Origin of the sequence: Kitasatospora sp. CM 4170 (assembly GCF_032110285.1) — a bacterium.
GTDB classification, from domain to species: Bacteria; Actinomycetota; Actinomycetes; order Streptomycetales; family Streptomycetaceae; genus Kitasatospora; species Kitasatospora aburaviensis.
Genome location: NZ_CP134877.1, coordinates 3736544 through 3756020, shown reverse-complemented (window position 1 = coordinate 3756020; position 19477 = coordinate 3736544). Strand labels below are relative to the sequence as shown.

Annotated in this window: 11 protein-coding genes; 9 read left to right on the top strand and 2 right to left on the bottom strand. The window is 74.8% G+C overall.

What is annotated here, in order from left to right; all coding sequences use genetic code 11:
- Positions 1-54 precede the first annotated feature (54 nt).
- Positions 55-567 carry an Rv3235 family protein gene (locus tag RMN57_RS15645; protein WP_313764004.1) on the bottom strand — a complete coding sequence of 171 codons (513 nt, stop codon included), beginning with the start codon at positions 565-567 and terminating at the stop codon, positions 55-57.
- Between the two features lie 364 nt (positions 568-931).
- Here RMN57_RS15645 and RMN57_RS15640 point away from each other — a divergent pair, with 364 nt between their 5' ends.
- The 6 genes from RMN57_RS15640 to RMN57_RS15615 all read left to right on the top strand — a co-directional run bounded on the left by RMN57_RS15640 (position 932) and on the right by RMN57_RS15615 (position 11527).
- Positions 932-2083, top strand: coding sequence for a patatin-like phospholipase family protein (locus RMN57_RS15640; protein ID WP_313764003.1), 1152 nt, complete (start codon positions 932-934; stop codon positions 2081-2083).
- 178 nt (positions 2084-2261) lie between these two features.
- A complete protein-coding gene (locus tag RMN57_RS15635) occupies positions 2262-2771 on the top strand; it encodes a DUF6912 family protein (RefSeq protein WP_313764002.1) in 510 nt (169 codons plus the stop codon).
- Positions 2772-2846: 75 nt separating this feature from the next.
- A complete protein-coding gene (locus RMN57_RS15630; RefSeq protein WP_313764001.1) occupies positions 2847-3503 on the top strand; it encodes an HAD family hydrolase in 657 nt (218 codons plus the stop codon).
- A 191-nt stretch (positions 3504-3694) separates the two neighbouring features.
- Entirely contained in the window at positions 3695-5320 is a 1626-nt protein-coding gene (gene pruA, locus RMN57_RS15625) for an L-glutamate gamma-semialdehyde dehydrogenase (protein WP_313767836.1), read from the top strand.
- A 331-nt stretch (positions 5321-5651) separates the two neighbouring features.
- Entirely contained in the window at positions 5652-10601 is a 4950-nt protein-coding gene (locus RMN57_RS15620; RefSeq protein ID WP_313764000.1) for an NAD-glutamate dehydrogenase, read from the top strand.
- 98 nt (positions 10602-10699) lie between these two features.
- On the top strand, positions 10700-11527 hold the full coding sequence (locus RMN57_RS15615; protein WP_313763999.1) for a hypothetical protein: 828 nt from the start codon (positions 10700-10702) through the stop codon (positions 11525-11527).
- A gap of 78 nt (positions 11528-11605) precedes the next feature.
- On the opposite strand, the gene RMN57_RS15610 is transcribed toward RMN57_RS15615, so the two are convergent.
- Positions 11606-14455 carry an FtsK/SpoIIIE domain-containing protein gene (locus RMN57_RS15610; RefSeq protein ID WP_313763998.1) on the bottom strand — a complete coding sequence of 950 codons (2850 nt, stop codon included), beginning with the start codon at positions 14453-14455 and terminating at the stop codon, positions 11606-11608.
- 411 nt (positions 14456-14866) lie between these two features.
- On the opposite strand from RMN57_RS15610, the gene RMN57_RS15605 reads away from it, so the two are divergent.
- From RMN57_RS15605 to prfB, 3 genes are all read left to right on the top strand, one after another.
- Positions 14867-16762 (top strand): protein kinase domain-containing protein, encoded by a 1896-nt coding sequence (locus RMN57_RS15605; RefSeq protein WP_313763997.1) that lies wholly within the window; start codon positions 14867-14869, stop codon positions 16760-16762.
- A 225-nt stretch (positions 16763-16987) separates the two neighbouring features.
- Positions 16988-18247, top strand: coding sequence for a serine/threonine-protein kinase (locus RMN57_RS15600; protein WP_313763996.1), 1260 nt, complete (start codon positions 16988-16990; stop codon positions 18245-18247).
- A 58-nt stretch (positions 18248-18305) separates the two neighbouring features.
- On the top strand, positions 18306-19418 hold the full coding sequence (prfB, locus tag RMN57_RS15595) for a peptide chain release factor 2 (RefSeq protein ID WP_313763995.1): 1113 nt from the start codon (positions 18306-18308) through the stop codon (positions 19416-19418).
- Positions 19419-19477: the final 59 nt, after the last annotated feature.

Sequence of the window (19477 nt, the reverse complement as noted above, 5' to 3'; positions counted from 1 at the left end):
GGCCGGACCGGGCGGCCCCGGCCCGGCGCGAGGCGGCCGGCGCCGCGGCCGTGCTCACCGGGCCTCCACCGCGGTGCACTGCCACTGCCCGGCGGGCCCGCGCAGCTCCAACCGGAACGCCACCATGTGGTGCCGGCTGCCGAGGTCGACCCGGACACAGGCCTCGACCGCGTCCGGGGAGGGCGACCGGTCGTGCACCGGCCCGAGACGGGGCCGGGCGGCGCCGCCTCGCCGCAGCGCACCCGCACGGACCAGCGAGGCGAGCTGGCCGTAGCCGTCCAGCGAGGTGTGGCGCATCAGCTGGCCGGACGGCCGGGTGCCGATGAGCACCTCGACCAGCTGGTGGGCGAAGCGGGTGGTCAGCCCGGCCCGCAGGCCCGGGTCGGTGGCAGCGGTGCCGGGGGCGCTGCCGGCGGCGGTGGCACAGGTCGCCCGGGGGTGGCGCGGCTGCCGCCCGCCCGCCGGCTGCCGGCAGGGCTGGACGGCGGGGTGCGGGTGGCGCAGCGGGTGGGGCCGGTGCGGCCGACTGCCGCCGTGCGGGGCGGGCGACGGGTGCAAGGCGGTCACGGGTGCTCCTCGGGGACGGTCGTGCGACTACGGACGGACCTTTGCTAGCCGGGCCCCGCGCGGTCCGGCAACCGCGTTGTGGGGCGCTCCCGGGCGGTCGGAAGGTTCACCTATCCGGATGAACGGGCCAGGGCGGTGGCGGGCCCCCACAGCGCCCGCACGGCACCCGGTTGACGCGCGGGGCCAGGCGGGAGGGCCCGAAAGGGGACGGTCCGGCTCCGCACGTCACCGGCCGGGCCGCCGCCGCGGCGTTGCGCCGCCGACCGCTCGGCGCGCACGATCGGAGCCGGACCGGAAACCACCGGCGGGCGGACCCCAACGCCCGGCACGGCGACAACCGCCCCGACGACGACAGGCGGCCGGCATGACGACACGGGTATCGCGGCCCCCACCCGCAGGGGCCGGAGCGGCGGCGCAGTGGCCGGCGTACACAGCGCAGGCCGCGCCGGCGGCGCACGCGCGGCCCGCGGAGACCGGGGCGGCGCCGCAGGCCACCGCCGACGGCACCCCCAGACGGGGCCTCGTCCTGGGCGGCGGCGGGATGCTCGGCGCGGCCTGGACGGTCGGCGCGCTGTGCGCCGTCGAGGAGGCGACCGGCCACCGCCCGGGCGACGCCGAGGTGCTGCTCGGCACGTCGGCGGGCGCGATCCTGGCCGCGCTGCTGACCGGCGGGGTCGGCGCCGACCAGCTCCGCGACCACCAGCGCGGCCTGCCCGTCACCGCGGGCCCGCTGGCCCGGCTGGACTTCGACTACGACACCGCGGTCGGCGGCGCCCTCCCGCCGCGCCCGCGCGTCGGGATCGGTTCGCCCGGGCTGCTGCGGGACGCCGTCCGGCACCCGCGCGCGCACCCGTTGCTGACCACGGTCTCGGCGATGGCGCCGCACGGCCGCGGCTCGCTGGCCACGGTCGGCGAGCTGGTGCGCGGCCTGCACGGCCCGGGCGGCTGGCCGGCCGCCTCGCCGCTGCGGGTGGCCGCGGTGGACTACCGCACCGGCCACCGCGTGGTCTTCGGCGACCGCGGTGCGCCGCCCGCGGCGATCGCCGATGCGGTGATGGCCTCCTGCGCGATCCCGGGCTGGTTCACCCCGGTCCGCGTGGACGGCTCCGCGTACGTCGACGGCGGCTGCTGGTCGGCCACCAACGCCGACCTGATGATCGGCCGCGGCCTGGACGAGGTCTTCGTGCTCGCCCCGATGGCCCTGCGGTTGGAGCCCCGCGAGCGCGACGGGAGCGGCCGCGGCACCCTGGCGGCGCTGCGCGAGTGGCACGCCGCCCGGGACCGGCCGCGCGGGGTGCTCGCCCAGCTGGTCGGCGGCTACCGCCGGGCGGTGACCCGCCAGCTGATGCGCGAGGCCGGGCTGCTGCGGGCGACCGGCGTCCGGGTGCACCTGCTCGCGCCCACGCCCGCCGACCTCGCGGTGATGGGCCCGAACCTGATGGATCCGGCCCGGCGCGCCGCGGTGCTGGAGAGCTCGCTGCGCACCAGCCGGGCCGCCCTGGACGGCGTCCGCTGACCGGCCGGGTCGGCCCGGTCCGGACCGGGCCGCGCCACCCGGCGGCGTACCGCGAACGGGCGCGCGCCCGGCGCGCACGGCGCGGGCGAGCGCCGAACCGTGATCACGAGCGCCCTCGCGCAGCTTATTCTTGGGTCGCTGGAAGCTGTGCCGCTGGACGAACCGGAGAGTGCCACCGATGCGCGTGTACGTGCCCACCACCCTGACCGGCCTGGCGGCGGCGCACCCGGGCGGCGCCCTGGAACAGACCGCGGCCTACGCCGTGACCCCCGCGCTGCGCGAGTGGTACGTCAGCGACGACATCGAGGAGCTGGAGTACGCGGCGCTCAACCGGGCCGCCCAGTCCTCGCTGCGGCTGCTGGCCGCCGACCCGCAGGCGCCGCGCCGCCGGGTCGTGGTGGCCCTGGACATCGCGGACTCCGCGGTGAAGCCGTTCCCCGGCGACGAGTACCAGGACCAGGCCTCGCTCGGCCGCGTGGTGCTGGCCGGCCCGGTGGCGCTGGCCAAGGCGGCGGCCGTGCACGCCGACGTCTCCGACACGGACGTGGTCGAGGACGTCGCGGCGGCGGTCGAGGCGGTGGCCCGGGCGGACGCGGGCGACCAGGACGCCCAGTTCACCGTGGACGGCGCCGAGGACCACGAGCTGCTCTGGTTCGCCACCCAGGAGATCCCCGCGCTGCTGGCCTGAGCCCGCGGCCCCGGCCTGCGGCGGGGTGAGCCCCGTCCTACCGGTCGGGTGACGGCCGGGGTTACCGTTCCCTCCGTGCGCACTCATATCGTCTGGGACTGGAACGGGACGCTCTTCCACGACATGGAGGCGGTGCTCGGCGCGAGCAACGCCGCGTTCGCGAGCGTCGGCATCGGGCCGATGACCATGCAGGAGTACCGGGAGCAGTACGAGATCCCGATCCCCCGCTTCTACCAGCGGCTGCTCGGCCGGCTGCCCTCCGAGGCCGAGTGGCTGCTCCTGGACGACGCCTTCCACGTCCGCTACCGCGAGCTGAGCGCGGCCTGCGGGCTGACCGAGGGCGTACTGGAGCTGCTGGCCGACTGGCGGGCGGCCGGCCACAGCCAGTCGCTGCTGTCGATGTACGAGCACGAGAAGCTGGTGCCGATCGTCGACGGCTTCGGGCTGACCGGCCACTTCCTGCGGGTCGACGGGCGCAGCGGCCCGTCCGGCGGGCAGAAGGCGGAGCACCTCACCCGGCACCTGGCCGCGCTCGGCGAGCACGTGGACCCGGCCCGGACGGTGCTGATCGGCGACGCGGCGGACGACGCGCTGGCGGCGCTGCACGCGGGCGCCCATGCGGTGCTGTACACCGGCGGCTCGCACACCCGGGAGAAGCTGGAGCCGGTGGGCGTCCCGGTGGTGGACAGCCTGGCCGAGGCGGTCGAGCTGGCCGGGCGGATCGCCGGCTGAGCTCCACGCCGGCCCCCGTCGGGCCCCGGCTGAGCCCCCGCCGGGCCACGCCGCCGTCGGCGCGGGCCGGTCGACGTGGTGCGGACCACGTCCTCCGGTGGCGTGTCTGAGCGGGCGAACCGGCCCTCCCCTCGTCAGGCTGGATTGACGCCAGCCCACCCCCGGCGAGGAGAGCGAGAGCCGCCATGCCCATCGACGCAGTCACCCAGGTCCCGACCCCGGGCAACGAGCCGGTGCGGGGCTACGCGCCCGGCAGCCCGGAGCGGGCCCGGCTGGTGCGCCGGCTGGACGAGCTGGCGGCCGAGCAGATCCCGCTGCCGATGACCATCGGCGGCGAGCAGCGCTTCGGCGGCGGCGAGCGGATCGACGTCGTCCAGCCGCACCACCACGCGGCCAGGCTCGGCGTCCTCGGCAACGCCACCCGGGAGGACGCCCGGGCGGCGGTGGACGCGGCGCTGGCGGCCGGGCGGGAGTGGCGCTCGCTCTCCTTCGACGACCGGGCCGCGGTCTTCCTGCGCGCCGCCGACCTGCTCGCCGGACCCTGGCGGGAGACGCTCAACGCGGCCACCATGCTCGGCCAGTCCAAGACGGTGCAGCAGGCCGAGATCGACTCCGCCTGCGAGCTGATCGACTTCTGGCGGTTCAACGTCGACTTCGCCCGGCGGATCCTGGCGGACCAGCCGATCTCCTCGCCGGGGGTGTGGAACCGCACCGACCACCGCCCGCTGGAGGGCTTCGTCTACGCGATCACGCCGTTCAACTTCACCGCCATCGCCGGCAACCTGCCGACGGCCCCCGCGCTGATGGGCAACACCGTGGTCTGGAAGCCCGCGCCGACCCAGACGCTGGCCGCGCACCACCTGATGCGGCTGCTGGAGGCGGCCGGCCTACCGCCCGGCGTGATCAACCTGGTGACCGGTGACGGGCAGCAGCTCTCCGCGGTGGCGCTCGCCGACCCGGCCCTGGCCGGGCTGCACTTCACCGGCTCCACCGCCACCTTCCAGTCGCTCTGGAAGACCGTCGGCGCCAACATCGCCGGCTACCGGACGTACCCGCGGATCGTCGGCGAGACCGGCGGCAAGGACTTCCTGCTGGCCCACCGCTCGGCCGACCCGGACATCCTGCGGACGGCGCTGGTCCGCGGCGCCTTCGAGTACCAGGGCCAGAAGTGCTCGGCGCTCTCCCGCGCCTACCTGCCGCGCAGCGTCTGGCAGCGGATCAAGGACGACTTCCTGGCCGAGGTGGACGCGCTGGCCGTCGGGGACGTCACCGACTTCTCGAACTTCATGGGCGCGCTGATCGACCGGCGGGCCTTCGAGAAGAACCGGGACGCGATCGACCGGGCGAAGAGCGACCCGACGGTGGAGCTGGTCGCCGGCGGCCAGTACGACGACGCGATCGGCTGGTTCGTCCGTCCGACCGTGCTGGTCTCCTCCGACCACCGCAACGAGATGTTCCGGACCGAGTACTTCGGCCCCATCCTCGCCGTGCACGTCTACGAGGACTCGCGCTGGGAGGACGTGCTCGGCCGGGTCGACGGCGGGGCTCCCTACGGCCTGACCGGGGCGGTGATCGCCCAGGACCGGTACGCGATCGCCCAGGCCGTGGAGGCGCTGCGGTTCACCGCGGGCAACTTCTACATCAACGACAAGCCGACCGGCGCGGTCGTCGGCCAGCAGCCGTTCGGCGGTGGCCGGGCCTCGGGCACCAACGACAAGGCCGGCGCGGCGCAGAACCTGCTCCGCTGGACCTCCGCCCGCTCGATCAAGGAGACCTTCGTCCCGCCGACCTCGTACGGCTACCCGCACATGGGCTGACCGGCCCGCCGGGTGCGCGGGGCGTTACCGCTGGTGGCGAAGCCGACGGCGAACATGACCGGCCGGTTTGGACACGGTGTCCAGGACGGCCGGATCTTCCTGCAGGATTGCGCCTCCCTGTCCCCTGACACCTTCGATTCCTCCCGTTAGGCTGGCTGGCGTCGTCGGGTGGCTGCAGGCCGAATGTCTCGTCCTACCCGCTGAACAGGCTTTTCATGCGTGCCATGGAAGTCTTTCAGTCGGTCGGTGCGGCAGGATTGCGGAAGACCCGGCGGTGCACACCCACACACCACCGAGTCACGCAACGGCGCGCGACAGGAGCCATGAAGTCATGCAGACCAAGCTGGACGCAGCCAAGGCCGAACTGCTCACGAAGGCAGCAGCAGCCGCTGAGAACAGCCAGGTGGGGGGAGCGGCGCCGGGGGAGGGCCTGAGCAACGGCGCTCTGACCGCGTACCTGCACCACTACTACCTCCACACCGCGCCCGAGGACCTGGTCGACCACGACCCGGTCGACGTGTACGGCGCGGCCGCCTCGCACTACCGGCTCGGGCTCAAGCGCCCGCAGGGCACCGCCGAGGTGCGGGTGCACACCCCCTCGGTGGAGGAGAACGGCTGGTCCTGCGGCCACACCGTGGTCGAGGTCGTCACCGACGACATGCCGTTCCTGGTCGACTCGGTCACCAACGAGCTGTCCCGCCAGGACCGTGCGATCCACATCGTGATCCACCCCCAGCTGGTCGTCCGCCGTGACATCACCGGCAAGCTGCTGGAGATCCTGGACATCGACGCCTGCGCCCGCAGCAAGGCCGCCGGCGCCGAGTGGCCCGCCGACGCCACCGTCGAGTCGTGGATGCACATCGAGATCGACCGCGAGACGGACCGCGAGGACCTCCGCTCGATCGAGGCCAACCTGCGCCGCGTGCTCGGCGACGTCCGCGAGGTCGTCGAGGACTGGGGCAAGATGCGCGACTCCGCGCTGCGCATGGCCGACGAGCTGGCCGAGCAGCCCCCGGCCGGCCTGCCCGAGCAGGAGGTCGGCGAGGCCTGGGAGCTGATGCGCTGGCTCGCCGACGACCACTTCACCTTCCTCGGCTACCGCGAGTACGACCTGGTCGAGCACGAGGGCGAGGAGGTCCTGAAGGCCGTCGCCGGCACCGGCCTCGGCATCCTGCGCTCCGACCCGCTCAGCCACGACGACGACCACCACCCGGTCAGCGAGGCCTTCGGCCGGCTCTCCGCGCCGGTGCGCGCCAAGGCCCACGAGAAGAAGCTGCTCGTCCTCACCAAGGCCAACAGCCGTGCCACCGTGCACCGCCCGGCCTACCTCGACTACGTCGGCGTGAAGAAGTTCGACGCCAACGGCGAGGTCGTCGGCGAGCGCCGCTTCCTCGGCCTGTTCTCGGCCGCCGCCTACACCGAGTCGGTCAGCCGCATCCCGGTCGTGCGCCGCAAGGTCCAGGACGTCATCGCCCAGTCCGGCTTCTCCACCGAGAGCCACGACGGCCGCGACCTGCTGCAGATCCTGGAGACCTTCCCCCGGGACGAGATCTTCCAGACCGCGGCCGACGAGCTGCTCCAGATCGCCACCAGCGTCCTCTACCTGCAGGAGCGCCGCCGGCTGCGGCTGTTCCTGCGCCAGGACGAGTACGGCCGCTACTTCTCCGCGCTGGTCTACCTGCCGCGCGACCGCTACACCACCCGCATCCGGCTGCGCCTGATGGACATCCTGATGCAGGAGCTCAACGGCGCCTCGATCGACTACACGGTCTGGTCGACGGAGTCGGTGCTGACCCGTCTGCACTTCGTCGTCCGGGTCACCCCCGGCAGCGAGCTGCCGCACCTGACCGACGCCGAGATCGAGCGGATCGAGGCCAAGCTGGCCGAGGCCGCCCGGTTCTGGATGGACGGCTTCAACGACCAGCTGCACCTGGAGCTGGGCGAGGAGAAGGCCGCCGAGCTCTCCCGCAAGTACGGCAACGCCTTCCCCGACGGCTACCGCGCCGACTTCACCGCGCGCACCGCGGTGGCGGACATCAAGCAGATCGAGTCACTGCACGGCGAGGGCGACTTCCGCCTCAACCTGTACCAGCCGGTCGGCGCCGGCGACGACGAGCGCCGCTTCAAGATCTACCGGGTCGGCGGCCCGATCTCGCTCACCGAGGTCCTGCCGGTCCTGCAGCGCCTGGGCGTCGAGGTGCTCGACGAGCACCCGTACGCGCTGACCCGCGCGGACGGCACCAGCGCCTGGGTCTACGACTTCGGCCTGAAGCTGCGCGAGGCCACCGGGCTCACCGACGAGGCGCGCGAGCGCTTCCAGGAGACCTTCGCCGCCACCTGGATGGGCAAGGCCGAGAACGACGGCTTCAACGAGCTGGTCCTGACCGCCGGGCTGACCTGGCGCCAGGCGATGATGCTGCGCACGTACGCCAAGTACCTGCGCCAGGCGGGCTCCACGTTCTCCCAGGACTACATGGAGGACGCGCTCCGCAACAACACCCACACCACCCGTCTGCTGGTCAACCTCTTCGAGGCCCGGCTGAGCCCCAGCCACCAGCAGGGCGCCGCCGAGCTGACCGAGGGCATCCTGGAGGAGCTGGCCGGCGCGCTGGACGAGGTCGTCTCGCTGGACGAGGACCGCATCCTGCGCTCCTTCCTGCACCTCATCAAGGCCACCCTGCGCACCAACTTCTTCCAGCACACGGGCGACTCGGGCGAGTGGCACTCCTACGTGTCGATGAAGTTCGACCCGAAGGCCATCCCGGACCTGCCGGCCCCGCGCCCGGCGTTCGAGATCTGGGTCTACTCGCCGCAGGTCGAGGGCGTGCACCTGCGCTTCGGCAAGGTCGCCCGCGGCGGTCTGCGCTGGTCCGACCGGCGTGAGGACTTCCGCACCGAGATCCTCGGCCTGGTCAAGGCGCAGATGGTGAAGAACACCGTCATCGTCCCGGTCGGTGCCAAGGGCGGCTTCGTCGCCAAGCAGCTGCCGGACCCGTCGGTGGACCGCGACGCCTGGCTGGCCGAGGGCATCGCGTCCTACAAGACCTTCATCTCGGCGCTGCTCGACATCACCGACAACCTGGTCGGCGGCGAGGTCGTCCACCCGGCCGACGTGGTCCGCCACGACGAGGACGACACCTACCTGGTCGTCGCCGCCGACAAGGGCACCGCGACCTTCTCCGACATCGCCAACGGTGTCGCCGAGTCGTACGGCTTCTGGCTGGGCGACGCGTTCGCCTCCGGCGGCTCGGCCGGCTACGACCACAAGGGCATGGGCATCACCGCCCGCGGCGCCTGGGAGTCGGTCAAGCGCAACTTCCGCGAGCTCGGCGTCGACACCCAGGCCGAGGACTTCACGGTGGTCGGCATCGGCGACATGTCCGGTGACGTCTTCGGCAACGGCATGCTGCTCAGCGAGCACATCCGCCTGGTCGCCGCCTTCGACCACCGGCACATCTTCCTCGACCCCAACCCGGACGCGGCCGTCTCCTACGCCGAGCGCCGCCGCCTCTTCGACCTGCCGCGCAGCTCCTGGGACGACTACGACAAGTCGCTGATCTCCGCGGGCGGCGGCGTCTTCCCGCGCAGCGCCAAGTCGATCCAGCTCAGCCCGCAGGTCCGGGCCGCGCTGGGCATCGAGGACGCCCGCCTCACCCCGGCCGAGCTGATGAAGGCGATCCTGCAGGCGCCCGTCGACCTGTTCTGGAACGGCGGCATCGGCACCTACATCAAGGCCGCGGCCGAGACCAACGCCGAGGTCGGCGACAAGGCCAACGACGCCATCCGCGTCAACGGCGAGCAGGTCCGGGCCCGGGTCATCGGCGAGGGCGGCAACCTCGGCTGCACCCAGCTCGGCCGCATCGAGTACGCGGCCTCCGGCGGCCCGCAGAGCGCCGGCGGCTGGGTCGACACCGACGCCATCGACAACTCGGCCGGCGTGGACACCTCGGACCACGAGGTCAACATCAAGATCCTGCTCAACCAGGTGGTCGCCGACGGCGACATGACGGTCAAGCAGCGCAACGCCCTGCTCGCGGAGATGACCGACGAGGTCGGCCGCCTCGTGCTGCGCAACAACTACGCGCAGAACGTGGTGCTGGCCAACGCCGTCGCCCAGGCGCACAGCATGGTCAACGTCCACTCCCGGATGATCAACCGCCTGGAGGCGGGCGGCCAGCTCGACCGGGCCCTGGAGTTCCTGCCCGCCGAGCGGCAGATCCGCGAGCGCCAGCAGAACGGCCGCGGGCTCTCCCAGCCCGAGCTGTCCGTGCTGCTCGCGTACACCAAGATCACCCTGGCCGACGAGCTGCTCGCCACCGAGCTGCCCGACGACCCGTTCTTCCGCACCGCGCTGCACGAGTACTTCCCGAGCGCGCTGCGGGCGAAGTTCGCCGACGCGATCGACCAGCACGCGCTGCGCCGCGAGATCATCACCACGCTGATCGTCAACGACACGATCAACCGCGGTGGCTGCACCTTCGCCTTCCGGCTGAAGGAGGAGACCGGCGCCACGTACGAGGAGATCGCGCGGACGCACACCGCCGCCCGGGCCGTCTTCGGCCTGGAGGAGATCTGGTCCGAGATCGAGGCCCTGGACAACAAGGTCCCGGCCCGTGCCCAGACCAAGATGCGGCTGCACTCGCGCCGGCTCGTCGAGCGCGCCACCCGGTGGATGCTCAACAACCGCCGCCAGCCGCTCGACATCGCCGGCACCATCGAGTTCTTCCACGACCGGGTGAACCAGGTCTGGGGCTCGCTGCCCAAGCCGCTGCGCGGCGAGGACCTGGCGTGGTTCGAGTCGGTCTACAACGAGCTGGCCGCGGCCGGTGTGCCGGAGGCCCTGGCCACCCGGATCGCGGGCCTGTCCTCGACCTTCCCGACCCTGGACATCACCGAGGTCGCGGACCGGTCCGGCAAGGACGTCGCCGAGGTCGCCGAGCTGTACTACGACCTCGCCGACCGCCTCCAGATCACCCACCTGCTCGACCGCATCATCGAGCTGCCCCGGGTCGACCGCTGGTCGTCGATGGCCCGCGCCGCCATCCGCGAGGACCTCTTCGCGGCCCACGCGGCCCTGACCGCCGACATCCTGGCCTGCGGCCCCGAGGGCGCCACCCCCGAGGAGCGGTACACCGCCTGGGCGGAGCTCAACGCCACCCTGCTGAACCGCGCCAAGAGCACCCTCGACGACATAAGGGGTTCGGACAACTACGAGCTGTCCAGCCTCTCGGTCGCGATGCGCGTCATCCGCACCCTGCTGCGCACCGGTTCGATGCGCTGACGGCAGTCGGCTCCACCGGCGGGGCCCGCGTCTTCGGACGCGGGCCCCGCCGCGTTGTCCGCACACATGTTCGGTACGGTTGCCTGCGAACGAGGGGGATGATCACTGTGCGGAAGACGTGGACCGGGCGTACGACGGGGGCCGTTCTGGCCGTGGCGGTGGTCGTCACCGGGGCGGCGGCCTGTGGGCCGGACGGGGCGGACACGACCGCGGCGGCGTCGGCGGCCACCGCCACCCCGATCCCGGAGCCGTTCGGCACCGGCGGATACCGGGGGCTGAAGCTCGGGATGACCAAGGACGAGGCGCTCGCCACCGGTGCCCTGGAGACCGCACCGGTCTCGCTGCTCAACGGCTGCACCGACCTCGCCTACAAGGGCGGCCCGGCCCCGGACCCGGTCCGGATGGCCGCGGAGACGGACGCCAGAGCCAAGTCGGACGCGTACCTCGCCAAGCTGGACGAGATCGCGGCGAAGCTCAAGTCCCGCGAGAAGCCGGCGCCGGGCGCCTCGCCGCAGGAGATGCAGGAGTTCTACAAGCGGGAGAAGGCGCGGCTGGATCAGGACGCCGCCGACATGAAGGACTTGGACCGGCTCTCCCAGGACGCCAAGGCCCTCGAAACGGCCCGCAAGAACCGCGACCAGGCCTTCCTGGCCACCGGCCGGGCCGGCTTCGGCACCACGGGCCTGCGCGAGCTGGTCGCCCCGGCCGGGACCCGCACCGCGGAGGGGATCGGCGCCGGCTCGACCCTGGACGAGCTCAAGCAGGCCTATGACGCCAAGGGCCTGAAGGCGGCGGAGAAGGACGGCCGGTTCGAGATGCCGGCCGAGGGCCGTCAGAGCAGCGAGGGCTGGGTGTACGAGTTCACCATGGACGGCGCGAAGGTCGCCGGCCTCGCCCTGGTCAAGCGCGGAACGTACTGCTCCTGACGCCCTGCCCCCGGCCCTCCTGACCCTTCGTCGGGCGGCGGGCCGGGGCGGGCGGCCCCACCGGCCGCCCGCCGCCGGTCAGTGCTTGGCCGCCCGCTGGAGGGCGCTGGCGAGCAGGGCGAGGTCGGTCGGCCCGTTGCCCAGCTCGCGGACCGGCCGGCGGGCCGGCGGGGCGCCGAGCTGGAGCGGCTCTATGGCGACGACGGTGGGCCGCAGGGTCGCGGTGCGGGGGATGCGGCCGCTGATCCGGGCGGTCTGGAAGGCGGTCACGCCGCCGTCCGGCAGCCGCAGGTAGCCGCGGCCGGGGGTGTCCTCGGCGAGCGAGGCGGCGTCGCCGAGGTGGATCAGCAGGTCGGAGTCGGCGGGGTCGTCCGTGCGCAGGGCGATCCGGAGCAGCGCGGCGTCGTCGACCTCGGTGCCGGCGCTCTCCTCCGGGCGGCCGGTGGTGACCGCGAGGTGGACACCGAGCGGGCCGCCGCGGCGGGCGACCGCCGCCAGCGCGCGGGCGAGCGGGCGGCCGGCCGGGGAGGTGGGGGAGAGCAGGGCGTCGTAGTCGTCCACCACGACGACCAGCCGGGCCGGCACCGGCGCGGCGGCGGGTCGGCGGGGTTCGGCCGTGCGCGGCGGACCGCTCTTCGAGGCCTGGGCCGGCACCTGGGCCAGCGGGCCGGCGGCCCCGACCACGGCCGGCACCGGCACGGCGGGCCGCTGCGCGTCCAGGCCCCCGCCGGCGAGGCCCCGCTCGCCGTCGAGGATGCGGGCGGCGTGCCAGGAGGCGAAGTCCAGGCCGTCGAAGAGCCGCTCGCGCAGGGCGAGTTCGTCCTCCAGCGCCTCGGCCGCGAGCAGCGCGGCGCGCGGATCGGCGGCCGCGTTCACATGGCCGGTGACGTGCGGCAGTTCGGTGCAGCCGTCGAGGCCGTCCTCCACCGCGCGGCCCTCGATGATGGTGACGGCCAGCCGCTCGGGCCGCTCGGAGACGGCCAGCGAGGCGACCAGCGTGCGCAGCAGCTCGGTCTTGCCGGAGCCGCGCGCGCCGCCGACCAGCAGGTGCGGGCCGCCCGGGTCGGGGGAGGGGAGGGTGAGCTCGGGGTCGGCGAGGTCGAGCGTGCAGAGCTCGTCGCGGGTGGTGCCGAGCAGGGCGGTGGCGGCGCCGATGCCGCCGGCGTGGGCCGCCCAGCGGGCGGACAGCTTGGCCGGGGTGACGGTGTCGAGCTGGAGCAGGTCGAGCAGGCGCAGCGCGTCCGGCAGCGGGCCGCGGGCGGCCGGGACGGCCTCGCGCAGCGGGGCCAGCACCCGGGCCAGCCGCTCCGCCCAGGCGTCCGAGACGGCGTCCAGCGCGATCTCGTGCAGGGTCTCTCGGCCGCGCGCGACCGGCCGGTCGAGCGAGAGGTGGGTGCCGACCTCCCCGGTGATCAGGGCGGTGGCGCCGAGCCCGCGCGGCAGCAGCTCGGGCTGTTCGGCGAGGCAGATCGGGAAGATCCCGACCGCCGGGCCCTGGCGCAGCAGCAGGTCGAGCGCCTGCCGGGCGGACTCGGTGGCCGGGCGGCCGTCGACCACGACCACGGTGGCCGGGTGGCCGCCGAGGCCGATCGGGCCGCTGAGCCGGGCGGTGAGCTCGCCGAGCCGGGCGGTGGCCTGCTCGTCGTCGAGGCCGATCAGCAGTCGGCAGTCCTGGCCGTCGGTGGGGCGCAGGTGCGGCAGCCAGAGGGCCCAGGCCCAGGTGTCGGCGCGGTCCTGGGCCGGGCGGGCCGGGTCGGCGTCGACCACGACCAGGCTGAGGCCGGTGGGTGGGTGCAGCGCGGCGAGCTGGGCGACGACGGCACGGGTGAGGGCGTCGAGGCGCTCGCGCGGGCCGCTCAGGCCGAGGCTGCCGGCGGTCTGCAGGTCGAGGGTGACCGGGACGGCCGGCAGCAGGGTGCCGGGGCTGGTGCCGGGGCCGCCGGGCCGGTCGCCGGTGCCGAGGCGGAGGGTGAGCGCGTCGGGGTGGCCGGGGCCGCGCTCCCAGAGCCGCGGGCCGGGGCCGAGGGCGTTGAGCAGCAGGGTGGCGAGGTCGGGGAAGCGTTCGCGCTGGGCGGCGGTCTGGCGGAGCCGGACGGCGGCGTGGTGGCGCTCGGCGCTCTCCTCGGGCGGTTCGGCGGCGGAGCGGCCGAGCCGGAGCGAGAGCAGGCCGCGACCGCGGCCCGCGGCGGGCTCGGGGGCGGCCGGCGGTTCGGCGGCGGGCGGGGCGGGCCGGGCCGGCGGGGGCGGGGCGAGCTGGAGGTGGCCGTGGCCGTCGGGCAGCGCCGCGCGGACCGGTGCCCCGGAGCCGTCCCCGAGGTCGGGGGCGGTGACCTGGAGGGTGGACTCGCCGATCCGGAGCAGGGCGGTGCCGTCGAGCGGGACGGCCTCCTCCGGCGGGCCGGGCGGGACGAGCCGGCCGTCCAGCGTGGTGCCGTTGGTGGAGCCGAGGTCGCGGACGGTGACCCTGCCGTCCTCGCCGAGGTGGAGGGCGAGGTGGAGGCGGGAGACGTCCGGGTCGTCGAGCGGGACGTCGGCCTCGCCGGAGCGGCCGACCCGGATCTCCCGGCCGTGCAGCCGGTGCACGCCGCCGGCGTCGGGGCCGCCGACCACGCGCAGCTCGGCGGCGGCGGTGCCGTCGTCGGGGTCGTCGGCGGTCGGGTCGGGCTCGTTGAGGCTGAGCACCGCGCCGTCGAGCAGCGGCGGGTGGCCGAGCAGGGTGTGTTCGTCCACCCGGTGCGCCCCGGCGTAGAGGTGCACATGGGTGGCGGCCCGTGGGCCGCGCACGCCCACGGCGCCCGCGAGGGCGCCCGCGACGGAGCCGAGCGCGGTGCCCACGGGCGCGGTGACCAGCACGTCCACGTAGGGGATGGCGGAGCCGGCGGCTGCCGGGCCGCTGCGCGGTCGGAGGACGGTCAGCCGGATCTGCATCTCGCCCGCGGTCCCTTCTGCTGGTGATGACGCCTGGTGCTGACGCCCGCTGCCCTGCCTGCCGGCGGTCGGCGCGCCTGTCGGCGGCCGTGACGGCACTGGGCCACAAGAGTGGCGAGTGTCATCCTGCCATCCGTCACCGACAGTCCGCGCACGGTACCGGATTTGACGATCTTGCGATCATCGCCATGTTGCGGGCGACGGGGAGTCAGGTCAACCGCCGCCCTCCGGGCCCGGCCAGGTGGTCTCCGGGGACCCCGTGGGGGATGTCCCCGAGACCCGTGCGCGCCCCTCGCCGGTCACCTCAAAAACGTGAACGGACACCGTTAGAGTGGCCGGAACACGGGCCCGGCAGGCTCACCGCACCGGCGGAGGAGCGCACCGCGGCCGGCACGGCGAGGAGTGCGACAGGTGCGGCCAGTCGGCAGCAAGTATCTGCTTGAGGAGACCCTCGGACGGGGGGCCACCGGCACCGTCTGGCGCGGACGGGTGCGCGGCGACGTCGCCGTGCCCGGCAGCGAGCCGGGGCAGCAGGTGGCGATCAAGGTGCTGCGCGAGGAACTGGCGGCCGACCCGGACGTGGTGATGCGGTTCCTGCGGGAGCGCTCCCTGCTGCTGCGGCTCACCCACCCCAACATCGTCAAGGTCCGCGACCTGGTCGTCGAGGGCGAGCTGCTGGCCCTGGTGATGGACCTGATCGAGGGGCCGGACCTGGCCCGCTACCTGCGCGGCAACGGCCCGTTCAGCCCGATCGCCGGCGCCCTGCTGATGGCCCAGGTGGCCGACGCGCTGGCGGCCAGCCACGCCGACGGCATCGTCCACCGCGACCTCAAGCCGGCCAACGTGCTGCTCGCCTCCAGCGTGGTGGACGGCACCGAGCAGATGCACCCGATGCTGACCGACTTCGGCATCGCCCGGCTCGCCGACTCCCCGGGCATCACCCGCACCCACGAGTTCGTCGGCACCCCGGCGTACGTCGCGCCGGAGTCCGCCGAGGGCCGCCCGCAGACCTCCGCGGTGGACGTCTACGGCGCCGGGATCATGCTGTACGAGCTGGTCACCGGCCGGCAGCCGTTCCAGGGCGACGGACCGCTGGCGATCCTCCAGGCCCACCTGGCCCAGGAGCCGCAGCGCCCGTCCACCATGCCCGACCCGCTCTGGACGGTGATCGAGCGCTGCCTGCGCAAGGACCCGGCCCAGCGCCCGAGCGCCGTCTCGCTGGCCCGGGCACTGCGCGTGGTGGCGGCCGGCGTCGGCGTGCACGCCTCCCCGGCGGCGGTGGACGCGGCCCTCGCGGTCGGTGCGCTGCTGCTGCCGGACCCGCAGCCGACCGCCGTCCCCGGCAACGCTCCGGACGGCGCCGGCCCGGTCGGCACGCCCGGGGCCGACGACCGCACCCAGGTGCTGCCGGCCGGGCAGCCGGGCGGGCAGTTCGACCCGGCCGCCGCGACCCGGGTGATGGGCACCCAGCCGCCGGCGGCCCCGTACGGCGCCGCCGACCGCACCCAGGTGATGCCGCCGACGGCGGTCCCCCCGACCCCGCCCGGACCGCCGCAGGCCGAGGCGCCGCACCCGTGGCAGACCCAGCTGCGGGCCGCCCGGGACCGCAACCAGCAGACCGAGATCGGCTACTTCGACCCGGCGGACTTCGACGCCCCGCAGGTCGCCCCGCCGCCCTACCAGGCCGGACAGGGCGGCCAGGCCGGCCCGCCCGGGTACCGGCCGCCGCAGCCGCCGCCGCGCGGCTACCAGCAGGCCCCGCCGCCGCCCGGGTACGCCCAGCGTCCGCCGGTCGCCCCGCCGCCCTACCAGGCGGGGCAGGGCGGCCACGCGCCGTCCGGCGGCCGCCCGCAGCCGCCCTCGCCCGGCTACAGCCAGCCGCCCTCGCCCGGCTACGGGCAGGCCCCGCCGCCCGGGTACGGGCAGCCGCAGGGCCGTGCGGCGCAGCAGCCGCCCGGCGGCTACCAGGCCCCGCCGCCGCAGCCGGCCCCGCCCGCCGTGCCGCGCCGGGCGGAGCCGCCCGCGCCGCAGTACCGCGAGGCCCCGCAGCGCCGGGAGGCGCCGCCGGAGCCGGCCCGCCGGGAGCCCCGGCCCGCCCGCGAGCCGCGCCCGCGCAGCCGCAACCGGATGTACATCCCGGGCCTCGGCTGCCTCAAGGGCTGCCTGATGGTGCTGCTGGTGCTGGCCGTGGCGGCGGTGGCGCTGTGGAACTTCACGCCGCTGCCGGAGTACTGGGCCACCGTGCAGAGCTGGTTCCACACCGCGAGCGACTGGGTGGGCGACCTCGTCGGGAGCTCGAAGACCTGACCCGGGGGAGTGTCGCCGGGCGGGCACCGCGGTTCCGGCTGCCCACCCCGGCGGCAACTTTGACGCTTTGTCGACAATTCACAGGATTTCCTGCCCGCCAGGACCCGCCGAGCGGCCTCAGGCGGCCCGCGGAGGGGTCCGGGGCGCGTAGGTTGGTCGCTGTTGTCCCGCCCCACCGAGCGTCCCGGACCCTCCCGGTGCGCTCCCGCCGCCCACGGAGCAGCATTGGCACGCAAGATCGGCAGCCGCTACACCGTCCACCAGGTGATCGGCCGCGGCTCGGCCGGGACGGTCTGGCTCGGCGAGGGGCCGGACGGCCCGGTGGCGGTCAAGCTGCTGCGCGAGGACCTCGCCGCCGACCAGGTGCTGGTCGGCCGCTTCGTCCAGGAGCGCGCCGCGCTGACCAGCCTCGACCACCCCCGGGTGGTCGGCGTGCGCGACATGGTCGTCGACGGCAGCGACCTCGCCCTGGTCATGGAGCTGGTCCAGGGCACCGACCTGCGCTCCCGGCTGGAGCGCGACGGGGCGCTCGCCCCGCAGACCGCCGTCTCGATCATCGCGGACGTCGCCGACGGCCTGGCCGCCGCGCACGCCGCCGGCATCGTCCACCGCGACGTCAAGCCCGAGAACGTCCTGCTCGACCTCGCCGCCGTCCCCGGCCCCGGCGGCGCCCCGCGCGCCAAGCTGACCGACTTCGGCGTGGCCCGCCTGGTCGACGCCCCGCGCCGGACCAGGGCCACCCGGATCATCGGCACCCCCGACTACCTCGCGCCGGAGATCATCGAGGGCCTGGAGCCGCGCGCGGCCGTCGACATCTACGCCCTCGCCACCGTCCTGTACGAGCTGCTGGCCGGCTTCACCCCGTTCGGCGGCGGCCACACCGGCGCGGTGCTGCGCCGCCACGTCACCGAGCAGGTGCCGCCGGTGCCCGGCCTGCCGGACGGGCTCTGGCGGATCATCGCCGAGTGCCTGGCCAAGGCGCCGGCCTCCCGGCTGCGCGCCGCCGAGCTGGCGGACCGGCTGCGCGAGCAGCTGCCCGCACTGGCCGGGCTCCCGGTGCTGGCGATCCCGCAGCAGGGCCGCGCCCCGGCCGAGGAGGCGCTCACCCCCGGCGAGGCGGTCTACGCCGAGGTGGACGCCGGCCCCGGCACCCACAAGCGCCGCCGCGGCCCGGCCGTCCCGCTGGTGCCCGGTGCCGCCCCCGACTCCACCCGCGACACCCACACCAGCCTGCGCCGCCCCTCCGCGCAGGAGCTGGCCTCCTACGCGGCGGAGTCCCGCGCCCAGCGCGCCACCCCCGGCGCCGCCCACCGGCGGGACCGCCAGGCCCTGCTGCGCCGCCGCCGGGTGCTGGCCGTGCTGGTGGCCGTCGTCCTGCTGCTGGCCGGCGCCGCGGCGGCCTGGACGGCCTTCGCCGCGACCGCCCCGGACGCCGGCCACCCGGCCCGTCCGGCGGTCCACTCCACCGCCCCGCGGGCCCCGTAGCGGACCGGGGGACCCCGGTGTCGTCATGACCACCCCCGGAACCATTACCCTGGGGGGCGTGGCAGCCGTCGATCCTTCCGAAGAGCTCAAGAACCTCGAAACGACCATGGGGTCGATCGAGGCCGTCCTCGACCTGGACAAGATCCGGGCCGACATCGCGCGCCTGGAGGAGGAGGCAGCCGCCCCCGACCTGTGGGACGACGTCGCGAACGCGCAGAAGGTGACCAGCCGGCTCTCCTTCCTCCAGGGCGAGCTGCGCCGGGTCGGGACCCTGCGCGGCCGTATCGACGACCTCGGCGTCCTGTTCGAGCTCGCCGAGGCCGAGGACGACGCGGACACCCGCGTCGAGGCCGAGAACGAGCTGGAGGCCGTCAAGAAGGCGGTCGAGGAGCTGGAGGTCCGCACCCTCCTCTCCGGCGAGTACGACGCCCGCGAGGCGCTGATCAACATCCGCGCCGAGGCCGGTGGCGTGGACGCCGCCGACTTCGCCGAGCAGCTGATGCGCATGTACCTGCGCTGGGCCGAGCGGCACGGGTACCCGACCGAGGTGTACGACACCTCGTACGCGGAGGAGGCCGGCATCAAGTCCGCGACCTTCACCGTCAAGGCCCCCTACGCCTACGGCACGCTCTCGGTCGAGCAGGGCACCCACCGCCTGGTCCGCATCTCGCCGTTCGACAACCAGGGCCGCCGGCAGACCTCGTTCGCCGGCGTCGAGGTCCTCCCGGTCGTCGAGCAGTCCGACCACGTCGACATCGACGAGTCGGAGCTGCGCATCGACGTGTACCGCGCCTCCGGCCCCGGCGGCCAGGGCGTCAACACGACCGACTCGGCGGTGCGCATCACGCACATCCCGACCGGTGTGGTGGTCTCCTGCCAGAACGAGCGCTCGCAGATCCAGAACAAGGCGTCCGCGATGAACGTCCTCCAGGCCAAGCTGCTGGAGCGGCGCCGCCAGGAGGAGCGCGCGGCGATGGACGCGCTCAAGGACAGCGGCAGCTCCTGGGGCAACCAGATGCGCTCCTACGTGCTGCACCCGTACCAGATGGTCAAGGACGTCCGCACCGAGTACGAGGTCGGCAACCCGCAGGGTGTGCTGGACGGCGACATCGACGGCTTCATCGAGGCCGGCATCCGCTGGCGCAAGCAGCGCGAGACCGCCGCGCAGTAGTCAGACGTGCGAAAGGGCCCCCCGACCGGTGTCGGGGGGCCCTTTCTTTGCGCGTCCGA